This window comes from Thermus hydrothermalis (genome assembly GCF_022760925.1).
Classification (GTDB): Bacteria; Deinococcota; Deinococci; order Deinococcales; family Thermaceae; genus Thermus; species Thermus hydrothermalis.
The window spans coordinates 40,563-61,802 of sequence record NZ_JAKTNT010000004.1; the positions used below are offsets into that span (position 1 = coordinate 40,563).

At 66.5% G+C, this 21,240-nt stretch carries 22 protein-coding genes; 11 read left to right on the plus strand and 11 right to left on the minus strand.

Annotated features, from left to right (window positions below):
* Positions 1-103: 103 nt before the first annotated feature.
* A complete protein-coding gene (locus L0C60_RS03510) occupies positions 104-1,099 on the minus strand; it encodes a YpdA family putative bacillithiol disulfide reductase (protein WP_234503638.1) in 996 nt (331 codons plus the stop codon).
* A gap of 32 nt (positions 1,100-1,131) precedes the next feature.
* Here L0C60_RS03510 and L0C60_RS03515 point away from each other — a divergent pair, with 32 nt between their 5' ends.
* The 3 genes from L0C60_RS03515 to L0C60_RS03525 all read left to right on the plus strand — a co-directional run bounded on the left by L0C60_RS03515 (position 1,132) and on the right by L0C60_RS03525 (position 3,977).
* Positions 1,132-1,875, plus strand: a complete 744-nt coding sequence (locus L0C60_RS03515) for a TerC family protein (protein ID WP_234503635.1) — start codon at positions 1,132-1,134, stop codon at positions 1,873-1,875.
* 21 nt (positions 1,876-1,896) lie between these two features.
* Positions 1,897-3,294, plus strand: coding sequence for a class II fumarate hydratase (gene fumC, locus L0C60_RS03520; RefSeq protein ID WP_234503632.1), 1,398 nt, complete (start codon positions 1,897-1,899; stop codon positions 3,292-3,294).
* Positions 3,295-3,362: 68 nt separating this feature from the next.
* Positions 3,363-3,977, plus strand: a complete 615-nt coding sequence (locus L0C60_RS03525; protein ID WP_234503618.1) for a superoxide dismutase — start codon at positions 3,363-3,365, stop codon at positions 3,975-3,977.
* 37 nt (positions 3,978-4,014) lie between these two features.
* On the opposite strand, the gene mqnB is transcribed toward L0C60_RS03525, so the two are convergent.
* The 6 genes from mqnB to infC form a co-directional block, all read right to left on the minus strand.
* Positions 4,015-4,671, minus strand: coding sequence for a futalosine hydrolase (mqnB, locus tag L0C60_RS03530; RefSeq protein WP_234503616.1), 657 nt, complete (start codon positions 4,669-4,671; stop codon positions 4,015-4,017).
* A complete protein-coding gene (locus L0C60_RS03535) occupies positions 4,671-6,332 on the minus strand; it encodes a glycerol-3-phosphate acyltransferase (RefSeq protein WP_234503614.1) in 1,662 nt (553 codons plus the stop codon). Before L0C60_RS03535 ends, mqnB begins: the two co-directional genes overlap by 1 nt.
* Complete coding sequence (locus L0C60_RS03540) at positions 6,329-6,793, minus strand: COG2426 family protein (protein WP_234503613.1); 465 nt, start codon at positions 6,791-6,793, stop codon at positions 6,329-6,331. Before L0C60_RS03540 ends, L0C60_RS03535 begins: the two co-directional genes overlap by 4 nt.
* Before the next feature lie 55 nt (positions 6,794-6,848).
* Positions 6,849-7,211, minus strand: coding sequence for a 50S ribosomal protein L20 (gene rplT / locus L0C60_RS03545; protein ID WP_234503610.1), 363 nt, complete (start codon positions 7,209-7,211; stop codon positions 6,849-6,851).
* A gap of 12 nt (positions 7,212-7,223) precedes the next feature.
* Positions 7,224-7,421: a 50S ribosomal protein L35 gene (gene rpmI, locus L0C60_RS03550; protein ID WP_071677665.1), complete on the minus strand. Its 198-nt coding sequence runs from the start codon at positions 7,419-7,421 to the stop codon at positions 7,224-7,226.
* A 92-nt stretch (positions 7,422-7,513) separates the two neighbouring features.
* Positions 7,514-8,029 (minus strand): translation initiation factor IF-3, encoded by a 516-nt coding sequence (infC, locus tag L0C60_RS03555; RefSeq protein WP_071677664.1) that lies wholly within the window; start codon positions 8,027-8,029, stop codon positions 7,514-7,516.
* Positions 8,030-8,120: 91 nt separating this feature from the next.
* On the opposite strand from infC, the gene L0C60_RS03560 reads away from it, so the two are divergent.
* Both L0C60_RS03560 and L0C60_RS03565 read left to right on the plus strand, forming a co-directional pair.
* Positions 8,121-8,885, plus strand: coding sequence for an enoyl-CoA hydratase/isomerase family protein (locus L0C60_RS03560; RefSeq protein WP_234503608.1), 765 nt, complete (start codon positions 8,121-8,123; stop codon positions 8,883-8,885).
* A 9-nt stretch (positions 8,886-8,894) separates the two neighbouring features.
* Complete coding sequence (locus L0C60_RS03565; RefSeq protein WP_234503607.1) at positions 8,895-10,541, plus strand: glutamine--tRNA ligase/YqeY domain fusion protein; 1,647 nt, start codon at positions 8,895-8,897, stop codon at positions 10,539-10,541.
* Here the strand turns inward: L0C60_RS03565 and L0C60_RS03570 are convergent.
* On the minus strand, positions 10,538-10,966 hold the full coding sequence (locus L0C60_RS03570; RefSeq protein WP_234503605.1) for a hypothetical protein: 429 nt from the start codon (positions 10,964-10,966) through the stop codon (positions 10,538-10,540). The two genes, L0C60_RS03565 and L0C60_RS03570, sit on opposite strands and share 4 nt — an antisense overlap.
* Positions 10,959-11,270, minus strand: a complete 312-nt coding sequence (locus tag L0C60_RS03575) for a DUF3234 domain-containing protein (protein WP_234503603.1) — start codon at positions 11,268-11,270, stop codon at positions 10,959-10,961. Before L0C60_RS03575 ends, L0C60_RS03570 begins: the two co-directional genes overlap by 8 nt.
* 18 nt (positions 11,271-11,288) lie before the next feature.
* On the opposite strand from L0C60_RS03575, the gene L0C60_RS03580 reads away from it, so the two are divergent.
* On the plus strand, positions 11,289-11,996 hold the full coding sequence (locus L0C60_RS03580; protein WP_234503599.1) for a TlyA family RNA methyltransferase: 708 nt from the start codon (positions 11,289-11,291) through the stop codon (positions 11,994-11,996).
* On the opposite strand, the gene L0C60_RS03585 is transcribed toward L0C60_RS03580, so the two are convergent.
* Both L0C60_RS03585 and L0C60_RS03590 read right to left on the minus strand, forming a co-directional pair.
* A complete protein-coding gene (locus L0C60_RS03585; protein ID WP_234503596.1) occupies positions 11,983-12,978 on the minus strand; it encodes an aspartate-semialdehyde dehydrogenase in 996 nt (331 codons plus the stop codon). The two genes, L0C60_RS03580 and L0C60_RS03585, sit on opposite strands and share 14 nt — an antisense overlap.
* Before the next feature lie 13 nt (positions 12,979-12,991).
* Positions 12,992-14,512, minus strand: coding sequence for a glycine--tRNA ligase (locus tag L0C60_RS03590; RefSeq protein ID WP_234503593.1), 1,521 nt, complete (start codon positions 14,510-14,512; stop codon positions 12,992-12,994).
* 115 nt (positions 14,513-14,627) lie between these two features.
* Here L0C60_RS03590 and L0C60_RS03595 point away from each other — a divergent pair, with 115 nt between their 5' ends.
* From L0C60_RS03595 to sucD, 5 genes are read left to right on the plus strand one after another with little or no spacing between them, the layout of a single operon-like run.
* Positions 14,628-16,838: an ATP-dependent Clp protease ATP-binding subunit gene (locus L0C60_RS03595; protein ID WP_234503591.1), complete on the plus strand. Its 2,211-nt coding sequence runs from the start codon at positions 14,628-14,630 to the stop codon at positions 16,836-16,838.
* Between the two features lie 56 nt (positions 16,839-16,894).
* A complete protein-coding gene (gene radA / locus L0C60_RS03600; RefSeq protein ID WP_234503588.1) occupies positions 16,895-18,163 on the plus strand; it encodes a DNA repair protein RadA in 1,269 nt (422 codons plus the stop codon).
* Complete coding sequence (locus L0C60_RS03605; protein WP_243092525.1) at positions 18,160-19,164, plus strand: PIN/TRAM domain-containing protein; 1,005 nt, start codon at positions 18,160-18,162, stop codon at positions 19,162-19,164. The genes radA and L0C60_RS03605 overlap by 4 nt, the downstream gene beginning before the upstream one ends.
* A gap of 43 nt (positions 19,165-19,207) precedes the next feature.
* Entirely contained in the window at positions 19,208-20,344 is a 1,137-nt protein-coding gene (sucC, locus tag L0C60_RS03610) for an ADP-forming succinate--CoA ligase subunit beta (RefSeq protein ID WP_418952981.1), read from the plus strand.
* Positions 20,341-21,207, plus strand: a complete 867-nt coding sequence (gene sucD / locus L0C60_RS03615; protein ID WP_243092526.1) for a succinate--CoA ligase subunit alpha — start codon at positions 20,341-20,343, stop codon at positions 21,205-21,207. The genes sucC and sucD overlap by 4 nt, the downstream gene beginning before the upstream one ends.
* Positions 21,208-21,240: the final 33 nt, after the last annotated feature.

Below are 21,240 nucleotides of genomic sequence, written 5' to 3' on the forward strand. Positions count from 1 at the left end.
GGGGGGTTTGGATGCGCCTGAAAACCGCTACACCCTACCCCCCGCTGGCCCTACGATTAGGACCAGGCCTAGGGATAGGGTGAGAGCGAAACGCATCTTGCCGCTAAGGATAGCCCGCACCCCGCGGGGGTGTCAAGGGGCCAAGCCGCTTGGCGATGGCAAAGAGGGCCAGCCTGGCGTGCTCCCGGCCGTTTTCTATGAACACCGAGCGGGTGTCGGGGCCAAAGGCGCAGGAGCCCACGGCGAAGAGGCCCGGAATGGAGGTTTCCAACTCAGGGCTTAGGCGAGGCTTTTCCCCTTCGTAAACCACACCGGCCTCCCGCAGCAGGCGGTCCTCGGCCCGGTAGCCGATGAGGACCAGCACGAAGTCCGCCTCCAAGAAGACCCGCCCAGCGGGGCGCCTAAGCCAGAGGCCCTCGAGGGTAATCGCCTCCACCTCCGCCTCCATGAAGGCCTCTATGCTCCCCTCTTTCACCCGGTTTTCAAAATCGGGAAGAAGCCAGTACTTGACGCTAGGGCGCACCCACTTCCCCCGGTGGACCAAGACCACCTTCGCCCCAGCCCGGTAAAGCTCCAAAGCCGCCTCCACCGCCGAGTTGCTCCCCCCTACCACCGCCACCTTGCGGCCGAAGAAGGCCTCCCCCTCCTCGTAGCGGTGCAGGACGTGGGGCAGGTCCTCCCCGGGCACGCCCAGGCGGTTGGGGTTGCCGTAGTAGCCCGTGGCCAGGACCACGTAGCGGGCGAGGAAGGTCTTCTCCCCTTGCCGTCCCCGGGCGAAAACCTGAAAGGCCCCCTCCTGGCCTTGGATGCGGAGAACCTCCGTGTAGGTGAGGACGTTCAAGGCCTCCCGCTCCGCCACGCGCTGGTAGTAGAGGAGGGCCTCCCTGCGGGTGGGCTTGGGGCCGTGGGACACCAAGGGGTGGCCCCCGATCTCTATGTTCTTGCTCTCGGAGAAAAAGAGCATGTTCCGGGGAAAGCGGTAGATGGTTTCCGCCACCGTGCCCTTTTCCAACACCAGGTGGGAAAGCCCATGGCGCTTGGCCTCTATGGCGCAGGCAAGCCCCACGGGACCCGCCCCCACCACCAACACGTCCACCATGCTCCCCAGTTTATGGGGTATAGTTCTTGCCCATGGAGTGGCTCGCTAACCCCGAGGTCTGGATCGCCCTCGTCACCCTCACGGTGCTGGAGGTGGTCCTGGGCGTGGACAACGTGATCTTTATCAGCATCCTGGCCTCTAAGCTTCCCAAAGAGGAGCAGGACCGGGCCCGGGTTCTGGGCCTGAGCCTGGCGGCGGTGACCCGCATCCTCTTCCTCCTCTCCATCGCCTGGATCATGGCGCTTAAGAAACCCCTCTTCGCCCTTTTGGGCCACGAGGTCACGGGGAAGGACCTGGTCCTGATGGCTGGGGGGCTTTTCCTCATCTACAAGTCGGTGAAGGAAATCCACGAGAAGCTGGAAGGGGAGCCGGGGCATGCGGTGAAGCGGGTGGCTCCGAGCTTCGCCAGCGTCATCGCCCAGGTCCTCCTGCTGGACATCGTCTTCTCCATTGACTCCGTGATCACCGCCGTGGGCCTCACCCGCTATGTGCCCGTGATGGTGGCGGCCATCCTCATCTCCGTGGCCATCATGCTCCTCGCCTCCAAGGGCATCTACGCCTTCGTGAACGAGCACCCCACGGTGAAGATGCTCGCCCTAAGCTTCCTCCTCCTCATCGGCTTCACCCTGGTGGCGGAAGGAACAGGGGTTCACATCCCCAAGGGCTACGTCTACTTCGCCATGGGCTTCGCCGTCTTCGTGGAGTGGCTGAACCTGCGGGCGGGGCTCAGGGGCAAGCCCGTGAAGCTCCACCAGCCGTATGAAGAGGAAGGGTAAAATCGGGCCGGAGGTGGTCCTATGGAATACCGGATTGAGCGGGACACCATGGGCGAGGTGAAGGTGCCGGCGGACAAGTACTGGGGGGCCCAGACCCAGCGTTCCCTGGAGCATTTTAAGATTGGGGCCTGGCGTTTCCGCATGCCCATAGAGGTCATAAGGGCCTACGGCATGCTGAAAAAGGCCGCCGCCAGAGCCAACCTGGAACTTGGGGAGCTTCCCGAGGAAATCGCCAAGGCCATCATCCAGGCGGCGGAAGAAGTGGTCCAGGGCAAGCTGGACGAGCACTTCCCCCTGGTGGTCTTCCAGACGGGTTCGGGCACCCAGACCAACATGAACGTGAACGAGGTCATCGCCAACCGGGCCTCGGAGATCTTGGGAAAGCCCCTTGGGAGCAAGTACGTCCACCCCAACGACCACGTGAACCGGGGCCAGAGCTCCAACGACACCTTCCCCACCGCCATGTACGTGGCCACGGCCCTGGCCCTTCACCAACGGCTCTACCCGGCGGCGGAAGCCCTCATCGCCACCTTTGAGGAGAAGGCCAAGGCCTTTGACACCATCGTCAAAACCGGGCGCACCCACCTTATGGACGCCGTGCCCATCACCTTGGGGCAGGAGGTGGGAAGCTGGGCGGCGCAACTTAGGAACACCCTGGGCATGGTGAAGGAGGCGGGAAAGGGCCTCTACAACCTCGCCATCGGCGGCACCGCCGTGGGCACGGGGCTCAACGCCCACCCCCGCTTCGGCGAGCTGGTGGCCCAGTACCTGGCGGAGGAGACGGGCCTTCCCTTCCGGGTGGCGGAAAACCGCTTCGCCGCCTTGGCCGCCCACGACGAGCTTGCCCACGTGATGGGGGCTTTGCGCACCCTGGCCGGGGCCCTGATGAAGATCGGGAACGATATCCGCTGGCTGGCCTCGGGGCCTTACGGGGGGATTGGGGAGATCTTCATCCCCGCCAACGAGCCCGGCTCCTCCATCATGCCCGGCAAGGTGAACCCCACCCAGGTGGAGGCCCTCACCATGGTGGTGGTGCGGGTCTACGGCAACGACCACGCCGTGGCCTTTGCCGCAAGCCAGGGGAACTTCCAGCTCAACGTCTACAAGCCGGTGATGGTGGACGCCGCCCTCGAGTCCATCAAGCTCCTGGCGGACGCCATGGAATCCTTTGACGAGCACCTGGCCAAGGGGATTGAGCCCAACCTGGAGCGGATTGAGGAGCACCTGCAGAAAAACCCCATGCTGGCCACCGCCCTCAACAAGGCCATCGGCTACGACAAGGCGGCGGAGATTGTGAAGAAGGCCATCAAGGAGAAGAAGTCCTTGAAGCAGGCGGCCTTGGAGCTGGGCTACCTTACCGAAGAGGAGTTTGACCGCATCGTGGTGCCCCTAAAGCTCGCCAAGCCCCACGAGGGCTAGGGCGCTTTGTGAGGACGCCCACCCCCTAAAGGGGTGGGTGCCTTATAGTGGGGCTTGGGAGGTGAGGTATGCCGTACCCGTTCAAGCTACCCGAACTCGGTTACCCCTACGAGGCCCTGGAGCCCCACATTGACGCCCAGACCATGGAGATCCACCACCAGAAGCACCACGGGGCCTACGTGAACAACCTCAACGCCGCCCTGGAAAAGTACCCCTACCTGCACGGGGCCGAACTGGAGGTGCTCCTCCGCCATTTGGCCGCCTTGCCCCAGGACATCCAGATGGCGGTGCGCAACAACGGGGGCGGGCACCTGAACCATAGCCTTTTCTGGCAACTCCTTACCCCGGGCGGGGCCAAGGAGCCCGTGGGGGAGCTCAAGAAGGCCATTGACGAGCAGCTGGGCGGCTTCCAGGCCCTAAAGGAGAAGCTCACCCAGGCGGCCATGGGCCGCTTCGGCTCGGGCTGGGCCTGGCTCGTGAAGGACCCCTTCGGCAAGCTCCACGTCCTCTCCACCCCCAACCAGGACAACCCCGTGATGGAGGGCTTCACCCCCATCGTGGGCATTGACGTTTGGGAGCACGCCTACTACCTGAAGTACCAAAACCGCCGGGCGGACTACCTCCAGGCCATCTGGAACGTGCTCAACTGGGACGTGGCGGAGGCCTTCTACAAGAAGGCCTAAAGGCCTCGCGCCTCCAGGGGGCCGGGAGAGGCCCCCTTTATCCTTCCAAGAGGCGGGCCAGGGCCTCCTCCAGGGCCGCCACCGCCTCCTTCACCCGCCAGGCCCCCTTGTCCCGGACGCCGGCGGGGTTGGAGATGGCCCGAAGCTCCGCCCCCCGGATGCCGAGGGCGAGGCAGGCCCGGGCGAAGGCCGCCCCCTCCATGTTCTCCAAGGCGGCGTTCCACCGGCTGGCCAAGGCCAGGGCCTCCTCGAGGCCTTCTGAAACCAGGTCCCGGGTGAGGCCGGTGACGACCCGAAGGCCGAGGCTCTGGGCCAGGCTTTGGGTGAGGCCAGGATCCAGGGGAAAGCGGTTAAAAAAGTAGAGCTTTTCCCCAAGCTCCAAGGCCGGGAAGCCCAAGGGAGCAAGGCCCTCCTTTAGCCCCAGGTCCGCCTCTACCTCCTCCCCCACCAGGACCAGATCCCCCGGGCGGAGGCCGCTACCCGGGTAGGCCCCGGCGATGCCGAAAAGGAGGGCCTTTTCCACCTCGTGGGTGGCCGCCCAAAGGGCCAGGGCGAGGGCGGCATTGACCTTGCCGATGCCCGTTTCCAGGTAGACGAACCCCTCCCCCCTAAGCCCCTTCCGCCCGAGGAAGGCGAAGGGCTCGCCCCGGAGGAAGGGGGCCTCGAGGGCCGTGGGGGAAAGGAGGAGCCACACTAGTCCACCACCCGGAAGCCCAAGGCCTCCGCCCGCTCCACGAAGAACTGGATGTTTTCCCCTTTGAGCTCTCCCCCCAGGCTCTTGCGGTCAAAGGCCTCCTCCGCCGCCAGGATCATGGTTTCCGCCAGGCAGGCGGGGACCTGGTCCCGGGCGCCAAAGTGGAGGTCCAGGGTGGCCCAAGCCTCCCCGGGAAGCCGCACCACCCCCCCGGGGATGACCCGCACCCCCGGCACCTCCCTCACGGAGGGGTGGACGTCCGGGGGCACCCCCTCATCGTAGATCCAGGCCCCGGGCTTCACGTGCTCGGGGTAGATGACGGGGTTGGGGTCGCTGGTGGCGGTGAAGACGAGGTCCGCCTCCCGGATGGCCCCCACCTCGGTGCTCACCTGGATCTCGGGGGCTTCCCCTTTCCGCTCCAGGTTTTTCCTCAAGGTTTCCGCCGCCCGCCCAAGCCGTTCCAGGTCCCGCCCCACCAGGATGAGCCGGCCCACCAGGGGGGCGATCTGCCGGGCGATGCCGAAGGCCACCACCCCGTTGGCCCCCACCACGGCGGCGGTGGTGGCCTTTAGGTCCTTGCCGCTTTGGGCGAAGTGGGCGAGGATCTGGGGGATGGCCGCCTTTACCGTGCCAGCGGTGTAGGCGCCGCCGTTGGTCACCTGGATCCCCGGCACCGCCTCCTGCACCCTCTTCCCCTTCTCCCCCACCACGCTCCAAAAGGCCCCCAGGCCCACCACCGTGGCCCCAAGCTCCTGGGCGAGCCTCGCCCCCTGGATGGCCCGCCTCACGGCAAGCTCGGGCTTCCCCTTGATCTGGTGGGGCAGGAGGGGGGCGGAGATCAGGTGGCAGAGCACCTCCCGCCCGTCCGCCGTCTTCACCCCGCGCACCTCCCCCACCTTCATGGGGCGGAAGCGCTCCGCAAGCCCCTCTATCCACTCCTTTCGCAGAAGCCCCAGGCGCACCAAGGGCCTAAGCCAGCGGAACCGGGGGCTTTGCCAAAAATCCTCTAGGGTAAGGGGGTGGATGAGGAAGGCGCAGACCACCTGCTTTTCCGAGGGGAGGGGCAAGGGGTTTCCCAGCTTGGGCTCGGTGCCCTCGAGGATCCGGCCCAGGTTCTCCTTGTAGCGCCAAAGGGCGAGGAGAAGGAGCCCCCAGGCGAGAAGCCTTTCCACCCCGCCCCACCCCCCGAGGAACCCCGCCAAGACGAGGCCCAAGGGAAGCCCCAAAGCCCCCAAGGAGGCGTAGCCCGTGAGGGCGTAAAGGGCAAGCCCCAGGGCCACGGGCACCATCCCCAAGGCGGGGGGCAAGGGAAGCCCCGCCACGATGCCCAAGAGGACCCCGGCCCCCTTGGCCCGAAGCGGCCAAGGGTCGCGCAGGAAAAGGGGGTAGAGGTGGCCCAGGTAGGCCGCCATCGCCAGAAGGAGAAGCTCCGCCAGGGAAAGCCCGAGGGCGCGCCCCAAGAGGAGGGGGAGGTACCCCTTCAAGAAGTCCAGGGCAAAGGCCAGGAGGGTAAACCCTATACCTAGGCGCCTAACGGCGTTTTCCAGACCCAAGGTGTAGGGGCTTGCCGTGCGCAGGTCTACCCCCCGCCGCCGGGCGAGCCAGTACCCCAAAGGAAGCGCCCCCACCGCGTATGCCAAGGGAAGCAAGAAGGCGGTCATCGCAGGTAGTTTAGCCCGGCCACCGCTCCCCCGGTGAGGAGGAGGACGATAAGCCCTGCGGCCAGGACCCCCAAGGAAATGGCCAAGAAGGCGTAGCGCCGCCTAAGCCCGAGCACCACGGCGAGGACCGCCCCGCTCCAGGCCCCGGTGCCGGGAAGGGGCACGGCCACGAAGAGGAAAAGGCCCAAAGCGCCGAGCCTTTGCACCTGCTCTTCCCCCTTTAGCCGAACCCGGGCCTCGAGGGCCCGCCAGAGCCGGGCAAAGAAGGGGTGGCGGGTGATTAGGCCCACCGCCCAGGGCAGGAGGGCCAGGGCCACGGGGGCCACCAAGAGGTTGCCGAGAAGGCTCAAGAGAAAAGCCTCCCACGGGGGAAGCCCCAAGGCTACCCCCAAGGGGATCGCCCCCCTTAGCTCCACCACGGGCAGGGCGGCCACCAAGACCACGTAAAGCTCAGGCGGCATGGTCAAAAAAAGCGCCCTGCCAGGAAGCCTCCCGCAGGGCGCCAAGGGGCACGCTTTAGGCCGAGGCCCGGGCGGCCTTGGCCCTTTCCACGAGCTCGGCAAAGGCCTGGGGCTCCCGCACCGCCAGATCCGCCAAGACCTTGCGGTCCAGCTCCACCCCCGCCTTCTTCAGGCCGTGGATGAAGGAGGAGTAGTTGAGCCCGTGCTGGCGGCAAGCGGCGTTGATGCGCACGATCCAGAGCTTGCGGAAATCCCGCTTCTTCCGCTTGCGGTGGGCGTAGGCGTAGTTCCCAGCGGCGAAGAGGGTTTCCCGGGCCTTGCGCACGCTCTTGGAGCGAAGGCCCCAGTAGCCCTTGGCGAGCTTCAGAATCTTCTTGTGCTTCCTGCGGCGGACAACCCCGGTTTTGGCGCGCGGCATCCTCTACCTCCTTTACGCGTAGGGGAGAAGGAGCTTGATCCGCTCCGCCTCGGGCTTGGCCAGGGTGAACTTCCGCCCCTTCTGCCGGATCTCCTTACCGGACTTGTGCCAGTTGAGGTGCCGCTTGCCCGTCTTCATGGCCACCACCTTGCCCGAAGCGGTCACCTTTACCCGCTTCTTGGCGCCCTTATGGGTCTTCATCTTCGGCATACGCTTCCTCCTGCCCTTGGGAAGCGCCCCTAGAAGGGGTCTTGAGGGCTCCCCAAAAGCCTTCCCACTATACCAAGGGAAACGCCCTCCGTCTAGGCGGACACCTTGGCGGGGGCCAGGAGCATGTTCATGTCCCGGCCCAAGAGCTCGGGCTTCATCTCCACCACGGCAAGGCCCTTGAGGTCCTCGGCCACGCGGTTCAAAAGCCTTTCCCCAAGCTCGGGGTGGCTCATCTCCCGCCCCCGGAACATGATGGTGACCTTGACCTTGTGCCCCTCCTCCAGGAAGCGCTTGATATGGTTGAGCTTGGTCTGATAGTCGTGGTCGTCAATCTTGACCCGGAACTTGATGGACTTGACCTCGGTGCGCTTGGCCTTCTTCCGGGCCTCCTTCTCCGCCACCTGCTGCTCGTAGCGCCACTTGGAGTAGTCCATGATGCGGGCCACGGGCGGGTCGGCGGTGGGGCCCACCAGGACCAGGTCCAGGTCCTGCTCCTCTGCAAGGCGCAGGGCCTCCCGCGTGTCCATGATGCCGAGCTGTTGCCCATCGGGTCCGATGACCCTCACCTGTTTGGCGCGGATGCGTTCGTTTACCAGGTACTCCTTTATCTACACCACCTCCTAGCCCGCAGGGCCTTGGCCTCTTCCTGTGCGGGCTAAGGGCAGTCTAGCAGGAAGCCTTCCCCACTACAATGGGGGCATGGTCCAGGTGGAACGCGGGCGGGTCTACCGCCTTTACCTCAATGACCCCGAGCGGCGAAACCCCCTCTCCCCCGCCATGGTGGAGGGCCTCCTGAAGGCCCTAGGGGAAGCGGAGGAAGACCCCGAGGCCAAGGCGGTGGTCCTCACCGGGAAAGGCCAGGCCTTTAGCGCTGGGGCGGACCTGGCTTTTCTGGAAAGGGTCACGGAGATGGGGGCGGAGGAAAACTACCGCCACTCCCTTTCCCTCATGCGCCTCTTTCACCGCCTCTACACCTTCCCCAAGCCCACGGTGGCGGCGGTGAACGGCCCGGCGGTGGCGGGCGGGGCCGGGCTTGCCACCGCCTGCGACCTCGTGGTCATGGACGAGGGGGCCAAGCTGGGCTACACCGAGGTCAAGATCGGCTTCGTGGCCGCCCTGGTTTCCGTGATCCTGGTGCGGGCCGTGGGGGAAAAGGTGGCGAAGGACCTCCTCCTCACGGGGCGCCTCGTGGGGGCGGAAGAGGCCCGGGCCCTAGGGCTCGCAAACCGCATAAGCCCTCCCGGGAAGGCCCTGGAGGAGGCGGTGGCCCTGGCGGAGGAGGTGGCGCAAAACGCCCCCACCTCCTTGCGCCTCACCAAGGAGCTTTTGCTCGCCCTGCCGGGGATGGGCCTCGAGGACGGCTTCCGCCTCGCCGCCTTGGCCAACGCCTGGGTGCGGGAAACCGGGGATCTCAAGGAGGGCATCCGCGCCTTTTTTGAGAAGAGAAAGCCCCGCTTCTCGTAGACTTGGGTTATGGGCCTCGTCCCCGAGTGCTTCATCACCGAGATCGTGGAGCGGGACCTCAAGGAGGGAAAGTACCCTAAGCTCCTCACCCGCTTTCCCCCCGAACCCAACGGCTACCTGCACATCGGCCACGCCCGGAGCATCCTCCTCAACTTCGGCCTCGCCCTGGACTATGGTGGGGAGTGCAACCTCCGCTACGACGACACCAACCCGGAAACGGAGAAGGAGGAGTACGCCCGGGCCATTGAGGAGGACGTGCGCTGGCTCGGGTTCACGCCGAACCGCATCCTCTACGCCTCGGACTACTTTGAAACGATGTACGAATGCGCCCTGGTCCTCATCCGAGAGGGCAAGGCCTACGTGGACGACCTTTCCGAGGAGGAGATGAGCGCCCTCAGGGCCGAGGGCAAGCCGAGCCCCTACCGGGAGCGGAGCGTGGAGGAGAACCTGGAGCTCTTTGAGAGGATGCGCCGGGGGGAGTTCCCCACGGGAAGCCGGGTCCTGAGGGCCAAGATTGACCCCGCCCATCCCAACTTCAAGCTCCGGGACCCGGTGCTTTACCGCATCGTCCACGCCCCCCACTACCACGCCGGGGACCGGTGGGTCATCTACCCCATGTACGACTACGCCCACCCCCTCGAGGACTTCATTGAGGGCGTGACCCACTCCCTCTGCACCCTGGAGTTTGAGAACAACCGGGCGGTCTACGACTGGGTCATTGAGAACCTCAAGGGGAAGTGCGGCCTGCCCCTCGCCCCCAGGCCCCACCAGTACGAGTTCGCCCGGCTGGACCTGAGCCACACGGTCCTCTCCAAGCGCAAGCTCATCCGGCTGGTGGAGGGGGGGTACGTTTCGGGCTGGGACGACCCCAGGCTTCCCACCTTAAGGGCGCTTAGGCGGCGGGGGGTGCGGCCCGAGGCCATCCTGGAGTTCGTTCGCCGCACGGGGATTTCCCGCAACGAGGCCCTCATTGAGATGGACCTCTTTGAGGAGGTGGTGCGGGACGACTTGAACCCCATCGCCCCCCGGGTCCTGGGGGTGGTGGAGCCCCTAAAGGTCCTCCTCACCAACTACCAGGGGGAGGAGTGGCTCGAGGCCCCCTACTGGCCCCGGGACATCCCCAAGGAGGGTACCCGTCCCCTGCCCTTTTCCCCCGAGCTTTACATTGAGCGCACGGACTTTGCCCTCAACCCCCCCAAGGGCTGGAAGCGGTTCGCCCCCGGGCAGCGGGTGCGCCTCCGCCACGCCTACGTGATAGAGCTGGAGGACGTGGTGGAGGAAGGGGGCGAGGTGAAGCTCCTCAAGGCCCGCATCGTCCCCGGGACCCTGGGGGCCAACCCGGAGGACGGGGTCAAGCCCAAGGGGGTGATCCACTGGGTTTCCGCCCGCCACGCCCTGCCCGTGGAGTTCCGCCTCTACAACCGCCTCTTCCTCACCAAGGACCCGGAGGAGGGCGGGGACTTCCTGAAGAACCTGAACCCCGAGGCCCTGGTGGTCAGGCATGGCTTCGTGGAGCCGAGCCTCGCCCAAAACCCCAAGGACACCCGCTACCAGTTGGAGCGGCTGGGCTACTTCTGGCAAGACCCTGTGGACTCGAGGCCCGGGGCCCTGGTCCTAAACCGCATCGTCCCCCTCAAGGAGGGGTACAAGGCCTAAAGCCCCAGGCTTAGGCCCAAGGCCGCCCCCACCCCGAAGCCCTGGGTGGGGGTTAGGTAGTAGGTGGGGTGAACCTCCAGGTAGGCCCCGAGGAGGGGGAGGGGCAGGTTGAGCCAGGTGCCCAAGACCGCCCGCACGCCCCCCTGGCCCCGGGTGTCCCCGGGGTAGCTTAAGGCGGGCCCCGTGCCGTAGAAGCTCCCCAGGCCCAGGTAGAGGTCGGTGAGGGGAAGCTTGAGGAGGAGGTCCACCCCACCCCCCAGGACCTCGAGGCCCACCCCCCCGTAGACCCGCCCCTCCGCCAAAAAAGGCACCAGGGCGAAGCGCACGCCCCCTTGCACGCCGAAGGGGCTACCCAGGCTCACCTCCGCCCGCTGGGCTAGCCCCAAGGCCAAAAGAACCCCAAGTAGCGCCAAAGCCCTACGCACGCCGCACCTCCTCTAAGAGCTCCGCCACCTTGGCCACCTGGGCCCGGTGCACCCCGGGCCGGTAGTCCACCATGACCGCCTCCACCTTGAGCATCCCCAAGGCCCTGAGGAAGGCCTCCTTTAGGGCCCTGCTTTCCAAAGGGCTCACCCGCATGCCCAGATGCGGATGGTGGGCGAGAAAGGCCTCGGCCAGTTCCCGGCGCGTCCAGATGCCGGAAAGCCTCTGGCCCAGGGCCTCCACCACCAGGTGCTCCCCCGGCTCCCCTTCCAACACGTACCAGACCCCGGAAAGCTCGGGCTCCACGGGTAGATAATACCTTCCGTGCGCCTGGACCGGTACCTGGTGGAAAAGGGCCTTGCGGAAAGCCGGGAGAAGGCCAAAGCCCTCATCGCCCAGGGCAAGGTTCTTGTGGAGGGCAAGGTGGTGGCGAAGCCCGCCTTCCCTGTGCCCGAAGGGGCCCGGGTGGAGGTCCTGGAAGAGGCCCGCTACGTGAGCCGGGGTGCCTACAAGCTCCTGGGGGCCCTGGAGGCCTTTCCCTTGGAGGTGGCGGGCAAGGTGGCGGCGGACCTGGGGGCGAGCACGGGAGGCTTCACCCAGGTGCTCTTGGAAAGGGGGGCGAGGCGGGTCTACGCCGTGGACGTGGGGAAAGGGCAACTCCACCCCACCTTGCGCCAGGACCCCCGGGTGGTGAGCCTCGAGAAGCAGGACGCCCGCACCCTCCACCTCCCCGAGCCCGTGGACTTCTTGGTCATGGACGTGTCCTTCATCTCCTCCACCCTCCTCCTGCCCAAGGTCTTGGACCTTCTCAAGCCCGGGGGGGACGCCTTGGTCCTGGTCAAGCCCCAGTTTGAGCTCTGGCCTGGAGCCCACAAGGGGGTGGTGCGGGAGGAGGCCCTAAGGCGAGAGGCCCTCCGCCGGGTGCGGGAGAAGGCGGAAGCCTTGGGCTTCCGGGTGCTCGGGGAAAAGGAAAGCCCCCTCCCGGGCAAGGAGGGAAACCGGGAGGTCTGGCTTTGGCTCAGGCGCCCTTAAGCCATTCCTCGGCGATCTGCACGGCGTTGAGGGCGGCCCCCTTCAGGAGCTGGTCCCCCACCACGAAGAAGTCCAGGCCGTTCTCAAAGGCGAGGCTTTGGCGGATCCGCCCCACCTCCACGTCCCACTTGTGGCTGGCGGTGAGGGGCATGGGGTAGCGCTTGGCCAAAGGCTCGTCCACCACCTCCACCCCGGGGGCCTGCCGCAGGACCTCCCGCGCCGCCTCGGGGGTGACGGGCTCGGCGAACTCCACGCTCACCGCCTCCGCGTGCGCCCTAAGGGTGGGTACCCGCACGGCGGTGGCGCTGATGCGGATGGACTCGTCCCCGAAGATCTTGTGGGTTTCCCACACCACCTTCATCTCCTCCCGGGTGTAGCCGTTTTCCTGGAAGGTGTCTATGTGGGGGATGACGTTGAAGGGAAGGGGGTGGGCGAAGACCTGGGCCTCTGGCGTCTCCCCGTGGAGATAGCGGTGGGTTTCCCTTAGAAGCTCCTCCATCCCCTTCGCCCCCGCCCCCGAGGCCGCCTGGTAGGTGGCCACGATAACCCGCTTGGCCCGGAAGGCCCGGTGCAGGGGCCAAAGGGCCATGGCCAGGATGGCGGTGGTGCAGTTGGGGTTGGCGATGATCCCCTGGTGGCGGAAGATGGCCTCCCGGTTCACCTCGGGCACCACCAGGGGCACCCAGGGCTCGTAGCGGAAGGCGCTGGAGTTGTCCACCACCACCGCACCCCCCTCCACCCAAAGGGGGGCGAGGGCCTTGGAAAGGGCCCCGCCGGCGCTCGCCAGGACGATATCGGCGGGCAAGGGGCCTTCCGGCAAGGGCTCCACGGGGATTTCCTCCCCCCTGAAGGCCAGGCGCTTCCCGGCGGAGCGGGGGGAGGCGTAGAGCCTAAGGTCGCTTAGGGGAAAGTTGCGGGCCTCGAGGACCTTCAGGATCTCCTGCCCCACGGCCCCCGTGGCCCCCACCACGGCTACCCTCATGCCGCCCATGGTATCACCACCTAAGCTTCTCCCGCAAAAACCCCTCCAGCTCGTCCACGTGGAGCCGAATCTGCTCCATGGTGTCCCGGTCCCGCACCGTGACCGTGTCCTTGAGCCGGGTGGTGCCGTCCTTGCTCTGGCCGATGGTATCGTAGTCCACGGTGATGGCGAAGGGGGTCCCCACCTCATCGTGGCGGCGGTAGGCCTTGCCGATGTTGCCCGTGTCCTCGTAGAGGATCCGCCCGAGGCCCAGGGCCTGGAGCTTGGCCTTAAGGGCTTTGGCGTACTGGGTGATCTCGGGCCGGTTTTTGGCGAGGGGAATGACCGCCGCCTTGATGGGGGCGAGCTGGGGCTTGAGCTTGAGGACGATGCGCTCTTCCCCATTGGGCAGCTCCTCCCGGGTGAAGGCCTCGGCCAAAAGGGCCAAGACCCCCCGGTCCACCCCGGCGGAGGGCTCTATCACGTAGGGGACGAACCACTTCCCCGTGTCCGGGTCCCGGTAGGCCAGGCGGGCGGTGGAGTGCTCGTTCCTGAGCACCTTGGCGGTGATCCCGAGCTCCTCCTGGTCCTTGGTGTGGCTTCCCAGGTCAAAGTCCGTGCGGTTGGCGATGCCCTCTAGCTCCTCCAGGCCGTGGGGAAAGCGGTAGAGAATGTCCACCGTGGCCTTGGCGTAGTGGGCGAGCTCCTCCTGGGGTTGCTCGTAGGGCACCAGGTTTTCCCGGCTTAGGCCCATCTCCTGCCACCACTTGAGGCGTTCCTCCACCCAGTAGCGGTGCCAGTACTCGTCCTCCCCCGGGCGCACGAAGTACTCAATCTCCATCTGCTCAAACTCCCGCACCCGGAAGATGAAGTTCCTGGGGGTAATCTCGTTGCGGAAGGCCTTGCCGATCTGGGCGATGCCAAAGGGAAGCTTGCGGCTTGTGGCGTCCAGGACGTTCTTGAAGTTGATGAAGATGCCCTGGGCGGTCTCCGGGCGCAGGTAGGCCAAGGCCGCCTCCTCCTCCACCGGCCCCACGTAGGTCTTGAACATCATGTTGAAGTACCGGGGTGGGGTCCAGTCCCCGGGCTCCCCCGTGGCCGGGTCCAAGACCCCGGCGGCGGTCATGGCCCCCCCGGCCCGCTCCGGGGAGGCCATCATGGCCTGCACCAGGGCGTGGAGGTGGCCTTCCTCCACCTCCATGGCCCGGTAAAGGCGGGAAAGCACCGCCTCGGGCTGGTCTTTCAGGAGGTGGTCCAGGCGGTAGCGCTTCTTGGTGATGCGGTTGTCCACCATGGGGTCGGCGAAGGTGGCCTCGTGGCCGGAGTAGTGGAGGACCAGGCGGTGGGTGAGGATGCTGGCGTCCAGCCCCTCAATATCGTCCCGCTCGTAGACGTTCCTGCGCCACCAGGCCTGCTTCAGGTTGTTCTTGAGCTCCACCCCTAAGGGCCCGTAATCGTAGGTGCCCTGAAGGCCCCCGTAGATCTCCGAGCCCTGAAAGATAAACCCACGCCGTTTGCAAAGCGCCACCAGTTCGTCAAGGGTGCTCGCTGGCATCTCTCCTCCCCAAGGGGCCAAGCCCCGGTTAAAGGGCATCTTAAGGCCAAGGTGAGCGGGGGCGCAAACCCACGAAGGGGCAGGGCTTAGGCTAGAATGTGAGGTAGAGGGGAGCATGAACAGGTACGACGACCGCGCCAGGCTGGTCTTTCACTACGCAAGGGAGGAGGGGAGCCGCTTAGGCCACTCCATGATCGGCCCAGAGCACCTCCTCCTGGGCCTGATGCGCGAGGGGGGCACCGCGGCCCGCATCCTCCAGGAGTACGGGGCGAGCCTCGAGGCCATGCGCCGCATGGTGGAGGAGCTGGTGGGCCGGGGTGAGGGGAGCCGCACGGGCGAGCCCCCCGCCATCACCCCCAGGGCGAGGCGGGTCATGGAGCTGGCGAGCGCCGAGGCCCGCAACATGGGCGCCTCGGTGATCGGCACCGAGCACATCCTCCTGGGCATCATCCGCGAGGGGGACGGGATCGCCTACCGCATCCTCTCCCACTTCGCCAAGGACGTGGACGCCATCCGCTGGCGGGTCCTGTCCATGGCTGAGGGGCGGGAGCGGGAAAAGCCCGTGAACACCCCCTTCCTGGACGAGTACGGCCGCGACCTCACCAAGGAGGCCCGGGAAGGGAAGCTGGACCCCGTGATCGGCCGGCAGGAGGAGATCAACCGGGTCATCCAGATCCTGGCGAGGCGCACCAAGAATAACCCCGTCCTCATCGGGGACCCGGGGGTGGGCAAGACCGCCATCGTGGAAGGCCTGGCCCAGGCCATCGTGGAGGGCCGGGTTCCCCCCATCCTGCGGGGGGCCAGGGTGGTGGCCATTGACCTGGCCGGGGTGGTGGCGGGCACCAAGTACCGGGGCGAGTTTGAGGAGAGGCTTCGCCAGATCATTGAGGAGCTCAAAAACGCCAAGGTCATCGCCTTCATTGACGAGCTCCACACCCTCATCGGGGCCGGGGGGGCCGAGGGCACCCTGGACGCCGCCAACATCCTGAAGCCGGCCCTGGCCCGGGGGGAGATCCAGGTCATTGGGGCCACCACCACCGGGGAGTACCACCGCTACATTGAAAAGGACCCCGCCCTGGAGCGCCGCTTCCAACCGGTGATCGTCCTGGAACCCTCCCCGGAGGAAACCCTGGAGATCCTCAAGGGCCTCCGCCCCCGTTACGAGGCCCACCACGGGGTCATCATCCCGGACGAGATCCTGGAGCTTTCGGTCAAAATCGGCATCCGCTCCCTGCCCGGGCGCAACTTCCCCGACAAGGCCATTGACCTCATTGACGAGGCGGCAAGCCGCGTGCGCCTCAATGCCTCCTTGGGCCTGCCCGTGGCCGAGGAGGAGGACGGCACCCCCGTGGTGACCCGGGAGGACATCGAGGCGGTGGTGGACTCCTGGGGCGGGGTCTACGTGGACGACAAGGACGACGAAAAGCTCATGCGCCTGGAAGAGGAGCTAAGGAAGCGGGTGGTGGGCCAGGAGGAGGCCATCCGCGCCCTGGCGAACGCCCTAAGGAGGGCCCGGGTGGGCCTCGGGGGCAGGACCCGGGTAGCCGCGAGCTTCCTCTTTGTGGGGCAAAGCGGCGTGGGCAAGACGCAACTGGCCAAGGCGCTGGCTGAGGTGCTCTTCGGCTCGGAACGGGCCCTCATCCGCTTTGACATGTCCGAGTTCCAGGAGCCCCACTCCATCTCCAAGCTCATCGGGGCCCCGCCCGGCTACGTGGGCTACGAGCAAGGGGGCCGTCTCACGGAAGCGGTGCGCCGCCAACCCTTTAGCGTGGTCCTCCTGGACGAGATTGAAAAGGCCCACCCCGACATCTACAACACCTTCCTCCAGGTCCTGGACGAAGGCCGCCTCACGGACGGCATGGGGCGCACCGTGGACTTCCGCCGCGTCATCCTCATCATGACCTCCAACACCGGCTACAACGTGGGCCCCGCCATCGGCTTCACCAGCAAGGAGGTGGACACCGAGTCCCCCTTGAAGGCCCTCTTCACCCCTGAGTTCCTGGACCGCCTGGACGAGGTGATCCGCTTCCGTCCCCTCACGGAGGAGGAGTTGGTGCAGGTGGCCCGGCTCATGCTGGAGGATATCCAGAAGGAGCTGAAGAGCCGGGACATAGAGGTGGCCTTCGCTCCGGAAGTGGCCCGCTTCGTGGTGGAACAGGCCCCCAAGACGGGAAGCGCCCGGGCCATCCGCGGGGTGATCCGGGAGCGCATAGAAGACCCCCTTTCCCTGGCCCTCCTGAAAAAGCCCACGGGGCGGCTTTACGTGGCCGTGGAGGAAGGCCGCCTGGCCTTCCACGAGGTGGAGGGCGAGGAGCTCTTGGTCTAGATGGGTAGCGCAAGGTGGGGGAAAGGGTTTTAGGGCCCTTTCCCCTCTTTTTGACCATGGCCAAGACCGCATACGCCTGCGTGGAGTGCGGCTACCGCACGCCCAAGCCCCTGGGCCGGTGCCCGGGGTGCGGGGCTTGGGGAAGCTTCCAAGAGGTGGCCCCCACCACCCGCCGGGAAGCCCCAAAGGAGGCGGCCTCCCTCCTTGCCCTTTCCCAGGTGGACGAAGGGGAGGAGCGGCGCTTTTCCTCGGGGCTTGCGGAGGTGGACCGGGTGCTGGGCGGGGGGTTCGTCCCGGGGGAGGTGGTGCTCTTGGGAGGCGAGCCTGGGGTGGGCAAGAGCACCCTCCTCCTGGAGATGGCCAAGCGCATGGGCCGGGAGGTGTACTACGTGGCCGGGGAGGAGTCCCCGGCGCAGATCAAGCTCCGGGCCCGGCGGCTCGGCCTAGATGACCTTCTCCTCCTAAAGGAAACGCGCCTGGAGCCCCTTTTGGCCCTCTTGGAACGCACGCCGCCCGAGGCGCTTTTCGTGGATTCCATCCAGACCATTGAGGCGGGGGGAAGCCCCGGGAGCCTGGTGGCGGTACGGGAGGCCACGGGGGCGTTTGTGCGCTTCGCTAAGGCCACGGGCACGGCGGTGGTCCTGGTGGGGCACGTGACCAAGGAAGGGGTGGTGGCGGGGCCCAAGAGCGTGGAGCACGCCGTGGACGCCACCCTTTACCTGGAGACCGCTGGGGTGTACCGGGTCCTCCGGAGCGCCAAGAACCGCTTTGGCCCCGTGGGGGAGCTTGGGGTCTTCCGCATGGAGGAAGGGGGGCTTTTAGAGGTGAAAAACCCTTCCGAGGCCTTCCTCCTGGAAAGGCCCATTGGGGTGCCGGGAAGCGCCATCGCCCTGGCCTTGGCTGGGGAAAGGGCCTTGGCCCTCGAGGTCCAGGCCCTGGCGGCCAAGACCCCCTTCCCCGCTCCCCGCCGGGTGGTGCAGGGCTTAGACGGGAGGCGGGTGGACATGGTCCTCGCCGTGCTAGAGAGGCGGCTCGGCCTCCCCCTGGGCAACCTGGACGTCTACGTGAACCTGGCGGGGGGGCTTCGGGTGCTGGACCCCGGGCTGGATCTGGCCGTGGCCCTGGCGGTGTATTCTGCGGTGGTGGGTAAGCCCCTTCCCCAGGACCTGGCGGTGGTGGGAGAGGTGGGGCTTCTCGGCGAGGTGCGGAACGTGGTGGGCCTGGAGAGGCGGCTTAAGGAAGGGGAGCGGGCGGGCTTTTCCCGCTTCCTCCACCCCGGGAACACCCGGGGCCTGAAGGAGGCCGTGGAGAGGTACCTGGAATGAGCGGCCAAGTCTTCTTGTATCTTCTCTTTGCTTTCCTGGGTTACCAGCTGGCGGTGGTCCTGGAGGGGTTGGGCCTCCTTCCCCGCTCCGCCGGGCTCCTTTCCCTCAACCGGCTCTACCTCTTCCTGGCGGGCTTTCTCGCCGGCGTCCTCCTCGTCCCGAGGCTGGAGGCCCTGGCGGAAAGGCCCCTGCGCCGCCTAAAGGACCTCCCTCCCGAGGTGCCCGTGGCCCTGACCCTGGGGGCCACCTTAGGCCTTCTCCTCACGGTCCTCCTCACCACCCTGCTTTCCCAGGTGCCGGGCTTCTCCCCTTACCATAGCCTCCTCCTCGCCCTCTTTTTGGTGGGGCTTTTTTCCTACTTGGCCCTGGGCTACCGGGACTACCTGCGCCTGCCCCGGCCGGAAAGGGCCAAGGGGGGCAAGCTCTTGGACACGAGCGTTCTGGTGGACGGGCGCATCGCCGAGGTGGCGGCCACGGGGTTTTTGGAAGGGCCCCTCTATGTGCCCCACTTCGTGCTCAAAGAGCTGCAGCACTTCGCCGACAGCCAAGACCCCCTCAAGCGGGCCAAGGGAAGGCGGGGCCTCGAGGCCCTGGAAAAGCTCAAGGAGCACGTCCCCCTCGAGGTCCTAGAGGAAACCCCCAAGGGGGAAAGCGTGGACGAGAAGCTCCTCTTCCTGGCCCGGGACCTGGGGGCCGCCCTCGTGAGCAACGACCTCGCCCTCTTGCAGATGGCCCGCATCTACGGGGTAAAAGCCCTTTCCGTCCAGGCCCTGGCCCAGGCCCTAAGGCCCCAACTCCAGGTGGGGGACACCCTGAAGCTCCTGATCCTCAAGGAGGGGAAGGAGCCCCACCAGGGGGTGGGCTACCTGGAGGACGGCTCCATGGTGGTGGTGGACGGGGGGATCCGCTACCGGGGGCAGGAGATTGAGGTGGTGGTGACCCAGGCCATCCAGACCCAGGTGGGCCGCCTTTTCTTCGCCCGTCCCGCTCACCAGGCCTAGGAGTATAATGCCCCTCGGCCTTGGCCGGCCGAGGAGGTGGAGCTTGAACCTGCACGAGTATCAAGCCAAGGAAATCCTGGCCCGCTACGGGGTGCCGGTGCCGCCCGGCAAGGTGGCCTACACCCCAGACGAGGCGAAGCGCATCGCCGAGGAGTTCGGCAAGCGGGTGGTCATCAAGGCCCAGGTGCACGTGGGCGGGAGAGGCAAGGCGGGCGGGGTGAAGCTCGCCGACACCCCCCAGGAGGCCTACGAGAAGGCCCAGGCCATCCTGGGCATGAACATCAAGGGCCTCACGGTGAAAAAGGTCCTGGTGGCCGAGGCGGTGGACATCGCCAAGGAGTACTACGCCGGCCTCATCCTGGACCGGGCGCAGAAGCGGGTGGTCCTCATGCTCTCCAAGGAGGGGGGCGTGGACATTGAGGAGGTGGCGGCGGAACGCCCCGAGGCCATCCACAAGTTCTGGATTGACCCCCACAAGGGGTTCCGTCCCTTTGAGGCCCGGGAGATGGTGAAGCGGGCGGGCCTCGAGGGCAACCTCAACAAGCTAGCCCAGGTCCTGGTGGCCCTCTACCGCGCCTACGAGGGGGTGGACGCCTCCATCGCCGAGATCAACCCCCTGGTGGTGACCACGGACGGCCAGGTGGTGGCCGCCGACGCCAAGATCGTCCTGGACGATAACGCTCTCTTCCGCCACCCCGATTTGGCGGAGCTAAGGGAGATTGAGGCGGAACACCCCCTGGAAGTGGAGGCCAGCAACTACGGCTTCGCCTACGTGAAGCTTAACGGCAACATCGGCATCATTGGAAACGGGGCCGGGCTTGTGATGTACACCCTGGACCTGGTGAACCGGGTGGGGGGCAGGCCCGCCAACTTCCTGGACATCGGGGGCGGGGCCAAGGCCGAAGTGGTCTACAACGCCCTCAAGGTGGTCCTTAAAGACCCCGATGTGAAGGGGGTCTTTATCAACATCTTCGGCGGCATCACCCGGGCGGACGAGGTGGCCAAGGGGGTGATCCGGGCCCTGGAGGAAGGGCTTCTCACCAAACCGGTGGTCATGCGGGTGGCGGGCACCGCCGAGGAGGAGGCCAAGCGGCTTCTGGAAGGCAAGCCCATCTACATGTACCCCACGTCCATAGAAGCGGCTAAGGCCATCGTGGCCATGGTGGGAGGTGCGGCGTGATCCTGGTGAACCGCGAAACCCGGGTCCTGGTCAAAGGCATCACCGGCCGGGAAGGGCAGTTCCACACCAAGCAGATGCTGGACTACGGCACCAAGATCGTGGCCGGGGTCACCCCGGGGAAAGGGGGGACCGAGGTCTTCGGCCTACCCGTTTACGACACCGTGAAGGAGGCGGTGGCCCACCACGCCATAGACGCCTCCATCATCTTCGTGCCTGCCCCCATGGCGGCGGACGCCGCCTTGGAAGCGGCCCACGCCGGCATCCCCCTCATCGTCCTCATCACGGAGGGCATCCCCACCCTGGACATGGTGAAGGCGGTGGCGGAGATCAAGGCCCTGGGTAGCCGCCTCATCGGGGGGAACTGCCCGGGCATCATCAGCGCCGAGGAAACCAAGATCGGCATCATGCCGGGCCACGTGTTCAAACGGGGCAAGGTGGGGCTCATCAGCCGCTCGGGCACCCTCACCTACGAGGCGGCGGCCGCCCTATCCCAGGCGGGCATCGGCACCACCACCACCGTGGGCATCGGCGGCGACCCGGTCATCGGCACCACCTTCAAGGACCTTCTCCCCCTCTTCAACGAGGACCCCGAGACCGAGGCCGTGGTCCTCATCGGCGAGATCGGGGGCTCGGACGAGGAGGAGGCGGCGGCCTGGGTGAAGGAGAACATGAAAAAACCCGTGGTGGGCTTTATCGGCGGCCGCTCCGCCCCCAAGGGGAAGCGCATGGGCCACGCCGGGGCCATCATCATGGGGAACGTGGGCACCCCGGAGTCCAAGCTCAGGGCCTTCGCCGAGGCGGGCATCCCCGTGGCGGACACCATTGACGAGATTGTGGAGCTCGTGAAAAAGGCCCTGGGCTAAGGGGCCTAAGCCCCAGGGGGGCCCCGCTTGGGG